Source organism: Mesorhizobium sp. WSM4828 (assembly GCF_055811175.1).
Map to the genome: position 1 here is coordinate 91,115 of NZ_JBVVQK010000008.1, position 15,255 is coordinate 106,369.

The following is a 15,255-nucleotide window of genomic DNA, read 5'->3' on the forward strand; positions in this document are numbered from 1 at the left end:
ATGCCGTGGGACATGGCGCAGGTTGTAAAAGATAAGGTCGAGCACGTCATCGGCGACCCCACCTGGCCGCTTCGCGGCCACCCTCCCCTCGAGGGGGAGGGGAACGTCGGCGCGAGGGAGAAGACATGACCCACCCCGCCGAAATCCTTGGCCTTCCGAAGCCCGCCTGGGCGGCGGACGAAGTCGGCATGCTTTACGACATGGCGCACCGCTTCATGTCGGAAGAGATCGCGCCGCGTTACGACGAGTTCGAGAAGAACGAGATGGTCGACCGCGAAAGCTGGCTGAAGGCGGGTGCTGCCGGCCTGCTCTGCGCTTCTATGCCGGAGGAATATGGCGGATCGGGCGGCACCTTCGCGCATGAGAGCGCCATCATCGAGGCGATCGGCCATGTCGGCGTCGACGGGTTCGGCATTGGCCTGCACAATTCGATCGTCGCCCCCTACATCCTCCATTACGGCTCGGAGGAGCAGAAGAAGAAGTGGCTGCCGAGGCTGGCGACCGGCGAGCTGATCGGCGCCATCGCCATGACCGAGCCGGGTGCGGGGTCCGACCTTCAAGGCGTCAGGACGCGCGCCGAAAAGGACGGCAACCGGTACAAGCTCAACGGCTCGAAGACCTTTATCACCAACGGCCAGCTCGCCAATTTCATCATCGTCGTTACCAAGACCGATCCTGAGAAGGGCGCCAAGGGCATCTCGCTGATCGTCGTCGAGACCGACGAGGTGGAGGGTTTCGAGCGCGGCCGTAACCTCGACAAGATCGGCCTCAAGGCCAACGACACGTCGGAACTGTTCTTCAACGACGTACGTGTGCCGACCTCGAACCTGCTCGGCGACGACGAAGGCCAGGGCTTCGTCCAGTTGATGCAACAATTGCCGCAGGAGCGGCTGCAGATCGGCACCACTGCTATCGCCATGGTCGAGCGGGCTCTGGCGCTTACCATCGACTACGTCAAGGAGCGCAAGGCCTTCGGCAAGGCCATCATCGAATTCCAGAACACCCAGTTCAAGCTTGCCGAATTGAAGACCGAGGCGACCATCGGCCGCGTCTTCTATAATGACTGCGTTGCCCGCCACATTAACGGTGGCCTCGACCCGGTGACGGCGTCTATGGCCAAATACTGGCTGTCAGACCTGCAGGGAAAAGTCGTTGACGAATGCCTTCAATTGCATGGCGGCTATGGCTACATGAATGAATATCCGATTGCGCGGATGTTCCGCGACGCCCGCGTCCAGCGCATCTACGGCGGCACCAACGAGATCATGAAATTGCTGATCGGGCGCTCGCTCTGAGCGAGTTTCAGCAAACCCAAGGAGCAGGAAAATGGCCGAAGCTTATGTCTATGACGCCGTACGCACGCCGCGCGGCAGAGGCAAGAAGGATGGCTCGCTGCACGAAGTGCCGGCGGTGCGGCTCGGCGCCAAGGTGCTCGAGGCCATCCGCGACCGCAACGGACTGAACACCGCCGCTGTTGACGACATCATCTTCGGTTGTGTCGATCCGGTTGGCGAGGCGGGTGCGGTCATTCCACGTGCCGCTGCTTTCGAGGCCGGCTACGACACCAAGGCGCCTGGCATGCAGATATCGCGCTTCTGCGCCTCGGGCCTCGACGCTATCAATTTCGGCGCCGCCAAAATCGCGCAAGGCGCCGACGAGATCGTGATTGCCGGTGGCGTCGAATCGATGTCGCGCGTCGGCATGGGCGCCTCCGGCGGTGCCTGGTTCATGGACCCGTCGGTCGGCCTGCCCGGCTGGTTCGTGCCGCAAGGCATCTCGGCCGATCTGATCGCCACCAAATACGGGTTTTCGCGCGACGACGTCGATGCCTATGCGGTCGAGAGCCAGAAGCGTGCTGCCAAGGCGTGGGGCGAGGGCCGGTTCAAGAATTCGGTGATCTCGGTCAAGGACCAGAACGGCCTGACCATCCTCGACCACGACGAACACATGCGGCCTTCGACCGACATGCAGTCGCTGGCCGCGCTCAATCCGTCCTTTGTCATGCCCGGCGAAATGGGCGGCTTCGATGCCGTCGCCGTGCAGAAGCATCCCGAGGTGGAAGAGATCAACCACGTCCACCATGCCGGCAATTCCTCCGGCATCGTCGACGGCGCGGCGGCCGTGCTGCTCGGCTCGAAAAAGGCGGGAAAGACGCTCGGCCTCAAGCCGCGCGCGCGCATCCGTGCGTTCGCCAACATCGGCTCCGAACCGGTGCTGATGCTGACCGGCCCCGTCGACGTCACCGAGAAGCTGTTGAAGCGGGCGAAGATGAAGCTGTCGGACATCGACCTGTTCGAGCTCAACGAGGCCTTCGCTTCGGTGGTGCTGCGCTACATGCAGGCTTTCGACATTCCGCATGACCGGATCAACGTCAATGGTGGTGCCATAGCCATGGGCCATCCGCTCGGCGCCACCGGTGCGATGATCTTCGGTACGGTGCTGGACGAATTGGAACGCCGCGACCTCAACACCGCGCTGGTGACGCTTTGCATCGGCGCCGGCATGGGCACTGCAACGATCATCGAACGCGTCTGACGGAGAGAGATGATGAGCTACACCAATTTCACCCTCGACATCGACGCCGATGGCATTGCGCTGGTCACCTGGGACATGCCGGACCGTTCGATGAACGTCTTCACCGAGGAGGTGATGCTCGAACTGAACGCCATCGTCGACAATGTGGCGAGCGATGCAGCGATAAAGGGCGCGGTCATCACCTCCGGCAAGGATACGTTCTCGGGCGGCGCCGACATCACCATGCTGCAGAAGATGCTGGCGGCCTTCGCCGCCGACAAGGCGAAGGACCCGGAGAAGGCGACCAAGGCGTTGTTCGACAATGCGGGCACCATGAATGGCCTGTTCCGTAACCTGGAAACCTCGGGCAAGCCGTGGGTTTCGGCGATCAACGGCACCTGCATGGGTGGCGCGTTCGAATTGTCGCTCGCCTGCCATGGCCGTGTCGCGGCCGATTCCGACAACGTGAGGATGGCGCTTCCCGAAGTGAAGATCGGCATTTTTCCGGGCGCCGGCGGCACCCAGCGCGTGCCACGGCTGACCGATCAGCAGCAGGCGCTGCAAATGCTGACGTCCGGCCAGACGCTGTCGCCTCAGAAGGCCAAGTCGATGGGCCTGATCCATGAGATTGCCGAGCCGGACAAACTGGTCGAAACCGCCAAGGCGATGATCAGGAACGGCTTGAAGCCGGTGGCGCCCTGGGACGAAAAAGGCTTCAAGCTGCCCGGCGCTCCGATCTATTCGATGGCCGGTGCCAATCTGTGGCCGCCGGCCATCGCCATCCTGCGCCGCGAGACCTATGGCAATTATCCCGCCGCTGCCGCCATCCTGAAATGCGTCTACGAGGGCTTGCTGGTGCCATTCGACACCGCCTTGCGGATCGAGCAACGCTACTTCACCGAGATCATGCAGACCAGGGAAGCGGCGGCGATGATCCGTTCGCTGTTCGTGTCGCTGCAGGAACTGAACAAGGGCGCGCGCCGCCCGGCCGGAGTACCGGAAACGAAGTTCAAGAAGATCGGCGTACTCGGCGCCGGCTTCATGGGCGCCGGTATAGCCTATGTGACGGCCAAGGCGGGCATTCCGGTGGTGCTGCTCGACCGCGACATGGAGTCCGCCGCCAAGGGCAAGGCGCATTCCGACAACCTGATCTCGGATCAGGTGAAGAAGGGCCGTGCCAAGCCGCAGGACAAGGATCAGTTGCTGTCGCTAATCACGCCGACGGCCGACTATGCGGATCTCGCCGGCTGCGATCTTGTGGTCGAGGCGGTATTCGAAGATTCGGCCGTAAAGAAGGGTGCCACCGAACAGGCCGAGGCTGTACTCAAACCGTCGGCGATCTTCGCCTCGAATACGTCGACCATACCGATTACATCGCTGGCCAGGAATTCGGCGCGGCCGAAGAATTTCATCGGCATCCACTTCTTCTCGCCGGTCGACAAGATGATGCTGGTCGAGATCATCCTCGGCAAGAAGACCGGCGACAAGGCGCTGGCCACCGCGATCGACTTTGTCCGCGCCGTCAAGAAGACGCCGATCGTCGTCAACGATACGCGCGGTTTCTATGTCAATCGCTGCGTGCTGCGCTACATGTCGGAAGCCTACAAGATGCTGATCGAAGGTGTTCCGGCGCCAATGATCGAGAACGCGGCCAAGGCCGCCGGCATGCCGGTCGGCCCTTTGGCGTTGACCGACGAGACGGCGATCGACCTTGCCCAGAAGATCATGAAGCAGACCATGCGCGACCTCGGCGACAAGGCGGTCGATCCGAAGCAGATGGCGCTGGTCAACACGATGGTCGACACGCATGGTCGCTTGGGCCGCAAGAACGGCAAGGGCTTCTATGACTATCCGGCAAAACCGGCCAAGAAGAAGCTGTGGCCAGGCCTCAGGGATCTCTACCCGCAGCTGGCGCCGGAGCAGGTCGATTATGAGGAACTGAAGCAGCGGCTGCTGGTCACCATCGCGCTTGAGGCGGTACGGGTGATGGAAGAGGGCATCGTTACCGACCCACGCGAGGCCGATGTCGGCTCGATCCTGGCCTTCGGCTTCGCGCCCTATACAGGCGGTGCACTGTCCTACATCGACGGCATCGGCGCGAAGAAATTCGTGAAACTCTCCAAGCGCCTGCAGAAGAAATACGGCACCGAGTTCAGGGCGCCGAAGCTGCTGCTCGATATGGCCGAGAAGGGCGAGACCTTCTACGAGCGCTTCGATCCCTATACCAGGGACGAGGCCAAGGAGGCAGCGTGACGCCGTCTTCGGCGGTGGACAAGATGGCGGCCGAGGGGTAGAACAGGGAAGGTATTTTTTCCTGTTTCGAAGGAGAGCAAGGTGCTCTCGCACGACCGCGTTTGGGCCGCCATCGACGCTCTTGCCGAGCGTTATTCGCTTTCGGCCTCCGGACTGGCCAGGCGCGCTGGCCTCGACTCGACCGCCTTCAACAAATCGAAGCGGCTGTCCTCGGATGGGCGGCCGCGTTGGCCGTCGACCGAATCGCTGGCCAAGATCATCGAGGCGACCGGCGCCTCGCTGGATGAATTTGCGGGGCTGGTCGAGGGTCGGGGTAATTCCGGCGCACTGCCCGTGCAGAGATCGTCGGTGCCGCTGCTCGGCTTCGCCCAGGCGGGCGCCGGTGGCTTCTTCGACGACGCTGGGTTTCCGGCGGGGCAGGGATGGGACCTGATCGAGCTTCCGGCGAGGGCAACCGAAACCTCCTATGCCTTGAAGGTCCAGGGCGATTCCATGCTGCCGCTCTATCGCAATGGCGATGTCCTGATCGTCGAGCCGGGGGCTGCCATACGAAAGGGCGATCGCGTCGTCGTCAAGACCAATGCCGGCGAGGTGATGGCCAAGGTGCTCGACCGCCAGACACCGAGGTCGATCGCGCTGGTCTCCCTCAATCCCGATCACCCGGACCGCGACATCCCCATGCGCGATGTCGAATGGGTGGCGCGGATTGTCTGGGCAAGCCAGTAGGCGCGGGGCCGGTGCGTCTGCCTCACCTTGCCTTGGCTGTTCTGGCGATCCCCGCGATGGCCACGGCAATTGTCGCCGGCGGCCGCGCCGTCCAGAGCGAAAGCGGCGGCCCCTGGAAGCAAATCCAGGTCAGCGCTGAACCGCAGCCCGTCGCGCCGGCTACGTCGGCTATCCCCAAATCAGAGCCGGCCAAGCAGGCGGCGCATTCGAGGGCAATCGATCCAGAAATTGTGGTGCCGCCGCAGCTCGGTTCCAACGAGCTTGAACGGATAGAGCCGCGCGCCCCGTTGAGCGATCTGGCATTGGCCGGACCGCCCAAGCCGCCAAAAACGAAAATGCCCGACGACTGGAAAGGCACGAAACTGTTCCAGCCTGTTGCGCCGGCCGCCGGGCTCATCGAGGCAAAGGGCTATTCGATTGCAGTTTCCGGTATCGACATCGTCAAGCAGGAGGAGACTTGCACCGACGGCGGCAAATCCTGGAATTGCGGCATCCAGGCGCGAACGGCCTTCCGCGCCTTTCTGCGTAGTCGTGCGGTGGTCTGTGCCGTGCCGCCCGAAGGCGGCCGTGATCTGATCGCCGCCGAGTGCCGGATCGGCAACCAGGATATCGGCCAATGGCTGGTCGAAAACGGCTGGGCGCGCGCCGCCAAGGGCGGCGCTTACGTAGAAGCCGGCGAGAAGGCGCGTGCAGCAAAGAAAGGCGTCTTCGGGCCGGCGCCGAGCGTTTCAGGCCTGCCGCCGCTTCCGGCTGCGTCGCGATCCGCGCCTGTAGCGCCGAGCTCGATCCTGGAAGAGCAGGACGGCGTCCTCATGCCGCCAGCTGACCAGCCAGCGCCCGCTGAATGAGCTCGCGCGTTTCGGCGATGCCGTAGAGCGCGGCGAAGGAGCCGAAGCGCGGCCCGCGTTCCTGACCTATCAGCACCTGATAGATCATCTGGAAGAAGGCGACGGAGACACCGGGTCCGCCCTCCGGGCTCTGCTTGGAATGATCCTGGTAGCGCTCGATCTTGCGCGCAACATTGAGGGCAGCGTTCTGGATCGCCTCGCTGTCGGCATCAGCCGGCAGCGCGGCGAGAGCTTCCGAAAGCTTGGTCAGCGCCTCGCGCTCGACCGTGTCGGCAGCACGGTACACTTTGGCCGGCTTCACGAAATCGTCGAAATAGCGGATGGCATATTCGGCCAGTCGGTCGAGCTCGGGATGCGTCGTCGGCGTCACACCCGGCGCGTGGCGCGAAATGAAACCCCACAGCACGCTCCTGTTTTGGGCATTCGAGGCGCTGACCAGGTTGAGCAGCAGCGAGAACGGCACCGGCAGGTCGACTGCCGGGGGATTGCCGTCATGCATGTGCCAGACCGGATTGCCCAGCCGCTCCTTCCAGTCCTGCCTCTGATAGGCAGAGAGGAACGTGTAATATTCGTCTACCGCCTTCGGGATGACGTCGAAATAAAGCTTCTTCGCGGTTCGCGGGCGCTGGAACATATAAAGGCTAAGGCTCTCGGTCGGCGCGTAAGTCAGCCACTCGTCGATGGTCAGCCCATTGCCCTTCGACTTCGAGATCTTCTGGCCATGCTCGTCGAGGAACAGCTCATAATTGAAGCCCTCCGGTGCCGGAGCATCGAGCGCGCGGCAAATCTGCCCGGCGAGCTTGACGGAATCGATCAGATCCTTGCCGGACATCTCGTAATCGACGCCGAGCGCTGCCCAGCGCATCGCCCAATCGGGCTTCCATTGCAGCTTGGCATGACCGCCGGTCACCGGCGTCTCGAAGCGCTCGTCGGTGTCAGGGTCGCGCCACACGATGGTGCCGGCATCGAGCTTGCGCTCGTCGATCGCGACTTGCATGACGATGCCGGTCTTGGGATGGATCGGCAGGAAGGGCGAATAGCTCAGCGCCCGCTCCTCGCGCAGCGACGGCAGCATGATTGCCATCACCTTATCGAAGCGCTCGAGCATCTTGAGCAGCGTCGCGTCGAAGCGGCCGGAAGTGTAATAGTCGGTCGAGGAAGCGAATTCGTAATCGAAGCCGAAACGGTCGAGGAAAGCGCGCAGCCGTGCGTTATTGGCGGCGCCGAACGACGGATACTCATTGGAGAAAGGGTCCGGTATCCTGGTCAGCGGCTTGCCGAGATAGGCGCGCAGCATGTCCTTGTTAGGCACATTGTCCGGCACCTTGCGCAATCCGTCCATGTCGTCGGAGAAGCACAGCAGCCGCGTCTTGACCTTGTCTTCGGTCAGCACGCGGAAGGCGTGGCGCACCATAGACGTGCGCGCCACCTCGCCGAACGTGCCTATATGCGGCAGCCCCGACGGGCCGTAGCCGGTCTCAAACAGCACCGTTTCCGGGTAGCCGCTGCTCGCGTAACGGGCGACGATCTTTTTCGCTTCCTCGAATGGCCACGCCTTGCTTTCGGCGGCGGCGGTGAGGACTTCCGGGCTGAGATCGATCGGCTGTTGTTCGGCCATGATGCTATTCCTGCAACTTTGCCGGCATCCATGCTGGCAGCCGCATGCTCTAGACCATGATCCCGAAAAGTGGAACCCGGTTTCCGGGCAGGACCGTGATCAGGCAAGAAGATTAAGAGCCCCCGTCCCGATAGTCAGGATGGATCAAGTTCCAAGGTGTGACCGGAGCGCCAACGATCGCGGCTGTTTTTCCTTGCGGCGCCGGTCCCTCGTTCCTAACTTCGGGACCATCTCAAGGAGTTGTAAATGCCATTGTCGCCACACGAAGCCATGATCTACCTGATGGTCATCACCTCGGCGTCAGACCGCGACATGACCGACGTCGAACTGGCGCGGATCGGCGACGTCGTTCGATCCTGGCCGGTGTTTGAGGATTTCAACCAGGAGCGGCTGGTCGAAGTCGCCCAGGCCTGCCAGAAAATGCTGCAGGAAAAGGACGGGCTGGAGGGCGTCCTGGCGCGTGTCGCCGAGGCGCTGCCCGAACGCCTGCGTGACACCGCCTATGCGGCCGCCTTCGAGGTCGCAGCCGTCGATCTCGAGATGCGCCTGGAGGAGGTGCGCGTGCTGCAGCTCGTCCGCCGGGCACTCGACCTCGATGCGCTGACGGTCGCCGCCATTGCGCGAGCCGCCAAGGCCCGCCTTCGCACGCTGACCTGAGCCGGCAGCCAAGCTCAGAAAAAGCTGACCGGAAAATAGCGCAGATAGAACTCGGCGAACGTTCCTTTCACCGAAATTTCCTGCAGCGCGTAGTCGAAAGCGGCGGCCAGTGCCGGATCGTCGGCCCTGGTGGCGATCGCCATGCCTGAGCCGAGATATTCGGGCGCCAGATAGGGGCCGCCGGCAAAGCGGCAGCAGCCCGCCGCATCGGATCCGCCGAGCCAGAAGGCGAAGCGCATGCCGTCGCCGAAGGCGGCGTCGATCTTGCCGGCTTTCAGCTCGCCATAAAGCTCCTCCGGCTTTGCGAAGGGGACGATTTGGACGTCGCCGAAATAGTCGCGCAGTATCCGCTCATGCGCGGAGCCGGCGATCACGCCGACACGCTTGCTGCGCAGCCTGTCGAACATTGGTTCGGTCAGTGCCTTTGTCTTCAGCATGATGAAGCGCGCCGGAAATTGCAGGTAGGAGCGTGAAAACGCGTATTTCGACCGCGACTCCGGCGTCGCGGCGATGCCGGCGATGATCGCTTCGCCTTCGCCTTTCCCGAGCGCACCTTCGAGCTCGGCCCAGGGCAGCGCCTGGATCTGGCATTTTTCGGCAATGCCGAGCTCGGCGCAGATGGCGCGCGCCAGGTCGACATGGAAGCCCGACAGCCGGCCTGCCCCATCGAGGAAATTGAACGGCGGGAAATCCGTGGTGGTCAGGAAACGCAGCCGCGGCAGCATCGAAAGGTCCGGCTTTGGCAGCCGCTCCTTGGCGTCCCAAAACACCGGCACCTGCGGCTCCGCGGCGGGCGCAGCAGCCGCAAGCAATTGCGCTCCGATCAGTATCGAGATCAATGAAATGGATATGCGCCGAAACGCCACGCGACGACTCCGCCCGGTCTTGCACCGACTTTAGTACGAAATAACACAGGTTTTTGTACGAAAATAACACAGGTACAACGGTTTTTGGTTTCATCGTGACGATTTAGGGATATTGTTTAGTGAGTTTGCAAATGACTGCGTGATGCCGGCTGAAGAGGAGCAGTAGGACGCACAGGGGAAGCAGCTTTGCAGTCCGGGGTTGATGGCGTGGTGCGGGTTGATCACTGCCATTGGCCTCAAGAGCGGAAGGCAACATGGGGTAGATGTTGCGATGGGTCATTTCGATCGTACCCTGGAACTGATAGATCAGTTGCAGCACGCCGGCACTGCGGCCGCCGTCTGCGAAAAACTGCTGGGGGTAACAAGCGGGTTCGGGCTGACGGCGCTGATGGCCGGCACGGTTCCGCAACCTGGCACGCCGAGAAACCAGCAAAAGGACCATGTGCTGCTTTGCGACTGGCCGGCTGAATGGCTTGAGCGCTACGTTGCGCGCAACTACGTCGATCACGACCCCGTCGTCAGTCACATGAAGCAGCTTCAAGCGCCATTCCAGTGGCGGGAAGCGTCTCAGGGCATCCGCATCGGCAAGAGCGGCGGCGAGGTGATGGGCGATGCCGGCGAATTCAAGCTGCGCGACGGGTTGGCCTTCCCGCTAATCACGCTCGATGGCCAGATCGTCATGGTGTCACTTGGCGGCGAGGCTGTCGAATTGTCGAGCGCCGAGTTTGGGCTGGTGTCGCTGGTCTCGACTTATGCGATTGGCCGCGCAATGCAGCTCCACACCATGGCGGGCAAAACCATCGATCATGTCGAATTAACGCCGCGTGAGCGCGAATGCCTGCAATGGGCCGCCGTTGGCAAGTCCGAATGGGAGATCTCACAAATTCTCGGCATTTCGGAACACACGTCAGAGAAACACCTTCTTAACGCCAAAAGCAAACTCGGTGCCGTCAACCGGGTCCAGGCCGTCGCGGAAGCGATAAGGCGCGGCTATATTAACTAGGTCGGCCGCGCCGGCCTAGAAATTCTTGCTTGCGTGATCGCGTAATTTTTTTGGGAAAGCACGGCCGTATCTTCCTATTGAAACAGGAGACGGCAAGATGCTTTTTTCCCTCACGACCCAGGAATTGATGGAACGGCCCGACCTCTGGGAGTCAGTTCATCGTTTGCGTTACAAGATTTTCGTCGAAGAGATGGGATGGACCGATCTGCAGCGCCCCGATGGTCTCGAGATCGATCAATTCGACCACGACGAGGCAGTGCATCAGATCGTCATCCGCAATGGCGAGATCGCCGGTTACCAGCGGATGTTGCCGACGACCCGGGCACATCTTCTAACCGATGTGCTGGCGGACCTTTATGAGGGAACCCCACCGTCGGGCCCGAATGTCTATGAACTGACCCGCTATGCGGTTGCGCCGGGGTTCCGCGACGGTCGGCGCGGCGTGTCGACGGTGGGCACGGAGCTGATCGCTGGCTTCGTCGAGTGGGGCCTGAAGCGCAACGTCAACCAGGTGATCATCGAATTCGAGCCGATGTGGGTGCTTCGCGCTCTGCAGCTGCATTTCCTGGCAACACCGCTCGGTTACCAGCGTACCTATGGCAACCAGCAGGTGGTCGCCACACTGCTCACCTTCAACGAGCACACGCTCGACGTGGTGCGTTCGCGCCGCAACCACTTTGCGCCGGTGCTGGCCAGAGGATACCCGGACATGCTCGGACAGAGACGCGCCTCGTGAGATTGGAGAGAGGCCATGAACGTTCACTCAAAAGCAGAATTCCGCAATCACACGCTGATCGTCACGGTATCGTCGGGTGACGGCCGCCCGGTGCTGGACAGGCGGGCCTACGAAAGCCTGGCCAGGACATTCCATGAAGCCGCCATCGACGACGACGTCCGCGTTGTGGTCCTGCGCGGCCTGGCCGGGTGCTTCTGCCTCGGTGCCGATTTCTCCGAATTTCTCGACGCCACCAAACATCGGCGACTGATCGACGCCGTCACCGATATGTTCCGCACGCTGGCGACGTTCCCGAAACCGGTCCTTGCCTGTGTCGACGGCGACGCCGTCGGCGTCGGCTGCACCATCCTGTTCCACTGCGACATGGTGATCGCCTCGAGCAAGAGCACGTTTCGGGTGCCGTTCGTCGATTTCGGCCTGGTGCCGGACGCGGCGACCAGTATTCTGGCGCCGCAGAAGCTCGGCTATGCCGGGGCGTTCCGCTTCTTCTGCCTGGGCGACACGCTCGCCGCCGAAGATGCCAGGGCACTGGGCCTTGTCGGCGAGATCGTGACGGACGGCAGCGTCGAGGAAGCCACGTTGGCAAGAGCCAGGCAACTCGCCAAGAAGCCTGTCGCGGCGCTGCTGCAGACGCGCGACCTGCTTAGGGGCGACACCGGCGCGCTCTGCGACCGCATCGACCAGGAGATCTCGCTTTTCCAGCAGGCGCTGCAGGACGACACAACGCTGAAGCGACTGCAGCGGATTGCCCGGCTGGCGGCATGAGAGCCGCGTATCGATGAGGTGAGCTTATTTTTCGAGGAAAGTCGGCCCTTCGCCGATGATCTTCCTGTCCTCCTTGCCGATGACGTCGAGGTCGCGGCCGTCATAGGGAAGCGAAAGGAGAATGCGCTGCATGACGGCCAGCCGCGCGCGCCGTTTGTCGTTCGCCCGCACAATGATCCAGGGCGCGAACTCCTTGTGCGTGCGCTCGACCATCAGGTCGCGCGCTTTGGTGTATTCGTCCCATTTGGTGATGCCGGCGATGTCGATTGGCGAAAACTTCCAGCTCTTCAGCGGGCTCCAGCGGCGGTCATGGAATCGCTCGAGCTGCGTTTCCCGGCCGATGTTCAGCCAGAATTTGAAGAAATGTATGCCCTCGTTGCGGATCATCCGCTCGAAATGCGGAACCTCGTCCAGAAATTGCTCGTGCTGCTCGGGCGTGCAGAATCCCATCACCGGTTCAACGCCGGCGCGGTTATACCAGGAGCGGTCGAAAGTGACGAATTCGCCCGACGTCGGGAAGTGGTCGACGTAGCGCTGGAAGTACCATTGTCCAAGCTCGGTGGGTGTTGGCTTGGTCAGCGCCACGTTGCGCGCCGTGCGAGGGTTCAGATACTGGCGCAAAACGAAGATCGTGCCGCCCTTGCCGGCGGCGTCGCGGCCCTCGAACAGCGACATTACCCGCTTGCCTGTCGACTGCAGCCACGCCTGCGCCTTGACCAGCTCGATCTGCAGCTTCTCAAGCTTCTCGTCATACTCCCCGCTTTTCATCTTCTTGTCGTAGGGATAGCCGCCGGCGGTCAGCTTGCGGTCCTCGACCCAGTCGGGAAGCGTCGGGGCCTCGATGTCGAACTCCCGCTCCTTGCCGTCGATGATGATCTTCAGCGGACCCGATGAAGGTATGGCCGGACTTTCCTTGGTGTTTTTCATCGAGGCGAACCTTTCCAGCTTCCGGACTCATGCTATTGGGAGCCTTACTGCATCGGCCCGGAAATCGGAATCGATTTTCGGAAAGAACAATGCAGCAGATAAAGTGGTAGAGCGTCCTTTGTGCGTCCAATTGAACGCACTGTGCTCTAGCGCCGGTCCAGCAGGAAGTTCTTGAAGTTGGCCGCAGACGGAGCGCAAATGGCCGACATCGGCACAAAGCGGAAAGGCAGGGCGCAATGTGTCGCCATGCGGCTGTGGAACAGCCGCTGGCTGCTGGCGGCCGGCCTCGTTGCGGTTCTGATGGTCTATGGTTTTGCCGGCATGTCCGGCTATGTGGTGCTGCTGGCAGGCGCGTTGCTGGTTGCCGCTGCGATGCTGCCGGCCGGCGTCGCGCGTCAATCGACCGAAAATGCCGCGGCCATCGAGGCGAGCGGCCTGCAGCGGCTTTCCGGCGAATATCTCGCGGCGGCGGTTGCCGATCCGTTGATCATTTTCGATCGCTCCGCCGCCATCGTCCATGCCAACGCCGCCGCCTTTGCCGCCTTTGGCGGGATTGCCCCCGGTATGTCGCTGTCGCTGAAATTCCGCGCGCCGGAAATGCAGGCCTTGCTGGATAGTATCTTGGCAGGCAACGTCGCTTCGGACAGCGTCGACTACATAGAAAAGCTGCCGGTCGAACGAGCCTATCGGGTGAGCGCGTCTTCAGTCGGCCATGCCACGGATCTCTACGTGCTGGTGTTCAAGGACCAGAGTGAGGCGCGCCGGATCGACAGAATGCGTGCCGACTTCATTGCCAATGCCAGCCACGAGCTGCGCACGCCTCTCGCCTCGATCGCCGGCTTCATCGAGACGCTGCGCGGGCCGGCCCGCAACGACCCCGAGGCGCGCGAGCAGTTCCTGCAGATCATGCAGAACCAGACCAGCCGCATGGCGCGCCTCATCGACGACCTTCTGTCGCTGTCGCGCCTGGAGATGAAGCCCTATCTCAAGCCGGGAACCGAGGTCGACCTGCGCCAGGCCATCGACAGCGTCATCGATTCGCTTGGGCCGCTCGCAAAGGAAAACGGCGTCGTCATCGAGCGTGATTTCGCGGAAGGGCCGCTCGACGTGCCCGGCGATCGGGACGAGCTTTTCCAGGTCTTCGAAAACCTGCTGGAAAACGCCTGCAAATATGGTCAGTCGGGCGGACGCGTCGTGGTGTCGATCATACTCAGCGACAGCGATCCCGAACCGGGCATCGACGTCACCATCAGGGATTTCGGCCCCGGCATCCCCGAAGAACACATCCCGCGCATCACCGAGCGGTTCTACCGCGTCGACGTCGAGAACAGCCGGAGCCAAAAGGGCACCGGCCTTGGCCTGTCCATCGTCAAGCATATCCTGACGCGCCACAACGCCAGGCTCTCCATCAGGTCGGAGCTCGGCAAGGGTGCGGCGTTCACGGTCCATTTGCCGGCTCGCTGACGCGGTACTATCTCTACCACATAATGGGCCGTTTCTTTTTTCTGTCATCCGGCTAGCGTATCAGCGGGGATTCGAGGGAACGACTCAACCACAAGATCCCGGGAAGGCATTTCGTCCATGCAGTCCGTGCATATCGTCAGCGCCTATGACGAGGAGCTGAAATATCTGTCGAAGCGCATCGCGGCGATGGGCGGGCATGCCGAGCGCATGGTCGAGCAGGCAGTCGCGGCGCTGGTCAATGCGGATCCGGGGCTTGCCCAGAAAGTCATTCGAGACGACCTGGTTCTGGATGAGGGACAGCGCGAGATCGACGACAAGGCGATCATCATCATCGCCAAGCGCCAGCCGATGGCGACGGATCTGCGCGAGATCGTCGGCGCGATCCGCATCTCGGCGGACCTCGAACGGGTAGGCGACCTCGGCAAGAACGTCGCCAAGCGGGTGGTTGCCGTCGCAGACGGGCGCCAGCCGAACAGCCTGTTCCGCGGCCTCGAGGCTTTGGCCAATCTGGCACTGACCCAGCTCAAGGAAGTACTCGACGTCTACGCATCGCGGTCGGTGGAAAAAATCAGTTTCGTACGCGACCGCGACGACCAGATCGATGCCATGTACACCTCGCTGTTTCGCGAGTTGCTGACCTACATGATGGAAGACCCACGCAACATCACGCCCTGCACACATCTCCTGTTTTGCGCCAAGAACATCGAGCGCATCGGCGACCACGCCACCAACATCGCCGAGACGATCTACTATATCGTCACCGGCGATCAGATGCCGGCCGATCGTCCAAAGGGCGACAAGACGGACAAGATTATTCTTCCTGCAACGCCACCGGCGAAGTGAGTTCTCCCGACACCGATGCGAATTTCGGATTCGCC

Annotated in this window: 14 protein-coding genes; 11 read left to right on the plus strand and 3 right to left on the minus strand. The window is 62.1% G+C overall.

Annotated elements, in window-relative coordinates:
• Positions 1-125: 125 nt before the first annotated feature.
• The 5 genes from AC0L2X_RS11860 (at position 126) to AC0L2X_RS11880 (ending at position 6,341) form a co-directional block, all read left to right on the plus strand.
• Positions 126-1,295 (plus strand): acyl-CoA dehydrogenase family protein, encoded by a 1,170-nt coding sequence (locus AC0L2X_RS11860; RefSeq protein ID WP_473556316.1) that lies wholly within the window; start codon positions 126-128, stop codon positions 1,293-1,295.
• Positions 1,296-1,326: 31 nt separating this feature from the next.
• The gene (locus AC0L2X_RS11865; protein WP_473556314.1) at positions 1,327-2,535 is read left to right on the plus strand and encodes an acetyl-CoA C-acetyltransferase; all 1,209 of its coding nucleotides are present in this window, start codon (positions 1,327-1,329) and stop codon (positions 2,533-2,535) included.
• Between the two features lie 12 nt (positions 2,536-2,547).
• Positions 2,548-4,767, plus strand: a complete 2,220-nt coding sequence (locus tag AC0L2X_RS11870; protein WP_473556312.1) for a 3-hydroxyacyl-CoA dehydrogenase NAD-binding domain-containing protein — start codon at positions 2,548-2,550, stop codon at positions 4,765-4,767.
• Between the two features lie 81 nt (positions 4,768-4,848).
• Positions 4,849-5,493 carry a S24 family peptidase gene (locus AC0L2X_RS11875; protein WP_352488213.1) on the plus strand — a complete coding sequence of 215 codons (645 nt, stop codon included), beginning with the start codon at positions 4,849-4,851 and terminating at the stop codon, positions 5,491-5,493.
• An 11-nt stretch (positions 5,494-5,504) separates the two neighbouring features.
• Positions 5,505-6,341 (plus strand): thermonuclease family protein, encoded by an 837-nt coding sequence (locus AC0L2X_RS11880; protein ID WP_473556310.1) that lies wholly within the window; start codon positions 5,505-5,507, stop codon positions 6,339-6,341.
• On the opposite strand, the gene AC0L2X_RS11885 is transcribed toward AC0L2X_RS11880, so the two are convergent.
• Positions 6,304-7,959: a lysine--tRNA ligase gene (locus AC0L2X_RS11885; RefSeq protein WP_473556307.1), complete on the minus strand. Its 1,656-nt coding sequence runs from the start codon at positions 7,957-7,959 to the stop codon at positions 6,304-6,306. The genes AC0L2X_RS11880 and AC0L2X_RS11885 overlap by 38 nt on opposite strands.
• Positions 7,960-8,205: 246 nt before the next feature.
• On the opposite strand from AC0L2X_RS11885, the gene AC0L2X_RS11890 reads away from it, so the two are divergent.
• Positions 8,206-8,616 (plus strand): tellurite resistance TerB family protein, encoded by a 411-nt coding sequence (locus AC0L2X_RS11890; protein ID WP_473556305.1) that lies wholly within the window; start codon positions 8,206-8,208, stop codon positions 8,614-8,616.
• Between the two features lie 14 nt (positions 8,617-8,630).
• Here the strand turns inward: AC0L2X_RS11890 and AC0L2X_RS11895 are convergent, their stop codons facing one another.
• Entirely contained in the window at positions 8,631-9,482 is an 852-nt protein-coding gene (locus AC0L2X_RS11895) for a transporter substrate-binding domain-containing protein (protein ID WP_473556302.1), read from the minus strand.
• A 271-nt stretch (positions 9,483-9,753) separates the two neighbouring features.
• Between AC0L2X_RS11895 and AC0L2X_RS11900 the strand changes: the two genes are divergently transcribed.
• The 3 genes from AC0L2X_RS11900 to AC0L2X_RS11910 all read left to right on the plus strand — a co-directional run bounded on the left by AC0L2X_RS11900 (position 9,754) and on the right by AC0L2X_RS11910 (position 11,986).
• The gene (locus tag AC0L2X_RS11900) at positions 9,754-10,485 is read left to right on the plus strand and encodes a helix-turn-helix transcriptional regulator (protein ID WP_023677341.1); all 732 of its coding nucleotides are present in this window, start codon (positions 9,754-9,756) and stop codon (positions 10,483-10,485) included.
• Between the two features lie 97 nt (positions 10,486-10,582).
• A complete protein-coding gene (locus AC0L2X_RS11905; RefSeq protein ID WP_473556300.1) occupies positions 10,583-11,221 on the plus strand; it encodes an acyl-homoserine-lactone synthase in 639 nt (212 codons plus the stop codon).
• Positions 11,222-11,236: 15 nt separating this feature from the next.
• On the plus strand, positions 11,237-11,986 hold the full coding sequence (locus AC0L2X_RS11910) for an enoyl-CoA hydratase-related protein (protein ID WP_473599829.1): 750 nt from the start codon (positions 11,237-11,239) through the stop codon (positions 11,984-11,986).
• A 24-nt stretch (positions 11,987-12,010) separates the two neighbouring features.
• On the opposite strand, the gene ppk2 is transcribed toward AC0L2X_RS11910, so the two are convergent.
• Positions 12,011-12,913, minus strand: a complete 903-nt coding sequence (ppk2, locus tag AC0L2X_RS11915) for a polyphosphate kinase 2 (protein ID WP_473556295.1) — start codon at positions 12,911-12,913, stop codon at positions 12,011-12,013.
• Between the two features lie 198 nt (positions 12,914-13,111).
• Between ppk2 and AC0L2X_RS11920 the strand changes: the two genes are divergently transcribed.
• Positions 13,112-14,377, plus strand: coding sequence for a sensor histidine kinase (locus AC0L2X_RS11920; RefSeq protein ID WP_473556294.1), 1,266 nt, complete (start codon positions 13,112-13,114; stop codon positions 14,375-14,377).
• A 117-nt stretch (positions 14,378-14,494) separates the two neighbouring features.
• Positions 14,495-15,220 carry a phosphate signaling complex protein PhoU gene (gene phoU, locus AC0L2X_RS11925; RefSeq protein ID WP_473556293.1) on the plus strand — a complete coding sequence of 242 codons (726 nt, stop codon included), beginning with the start codon at positions 14,495-14,497 and terminating at the stop codon, positions 15,218-15,220.
• Positions 15,221-15,255 lie beyond the last annotated feature (35 nt).

Excerpts from the sequence above, each read along its gene's own strand:
- AC0L2X_RS11890 (WP_473556305.1), top strand. The coding sequence starts at position 8,206 with ATGCCATTGTCGCCACACGAAGCCATGATCTACCTGATGGTCATCACC.
- AC0L2X_RS11910 (WP_473599829.1), top strand. The coding sequence starts at position 11,237 with ATGAACGTTCACTCAAAAGCAGAATTCCGCAATCACACGCTGATCGTC.
- AC0L2X_RS11860 (WP_473556316.1), top strand. The coding sequence starts at position 126 with ATGACCCACCCCGCCGAAATCCTTGGCCTTCCGAAGCCCGCCTGGGCG.
- AC0L2X_RS11865 (WP_473556314.1), top strand. The coding sequence starts at position 1,327 with ATGGCCGAAGCTTATGTCTATGACGCCGTACGCACGCCGCGCGGCAGA.
- AC0L2X_RS11920 (WP_473556294.1), top strand. The coding sequence starts at position 13,112 with ATGGCCGACATCGGCACAAAGCGGAAAGGCAGGGCGCAATGTGTCGCC.
- AC0L2X_RS11905 (WP_473556300.1), top strand. The coding sequence starts at position 10,583 with ATGCTTTTTTCCCTCACGACCCAGGAATTGATGGAACGGCCCGACCTC.
- ppk2 (WP_473556295.1), bottom strand. The coding sequence starts at position 12,913 with ATGAAAAACACCAAGGAAAGTCCGGCCATACCTTCATCGGGTCCGCTG.
- AC0L2X_RS11885 (WP_473556307.1), bottom strand. The coding sequence starts at position 7,959 with ATGGCCGAACAACAGCCGATCGATCTCAGCCCGGAAGTCCTCACCGCC.
- AC0L2X_RS11870 (WP_473556312.1), top strand. The coding sequence starts at position 2,548 with ATGAGCTACACCAATTTCACCCTCGACATCGACGCCGATGGCATTGCG.
- phoU (WP_473556293.1), top strand. The coding sequence starts at position 14,495 with ATGCAGTCCGTGCATATCGTCAGCGCCTATGACGAGGAGCTGAAATAT.
- AC0L2X_RS11900 (WP_023677341.1), top strand. The coding sequence starts at position 9,754 with ATGGGTCATTTCGATCGTACCCTGGAACTGATAGATCAGTTGCAGCAC.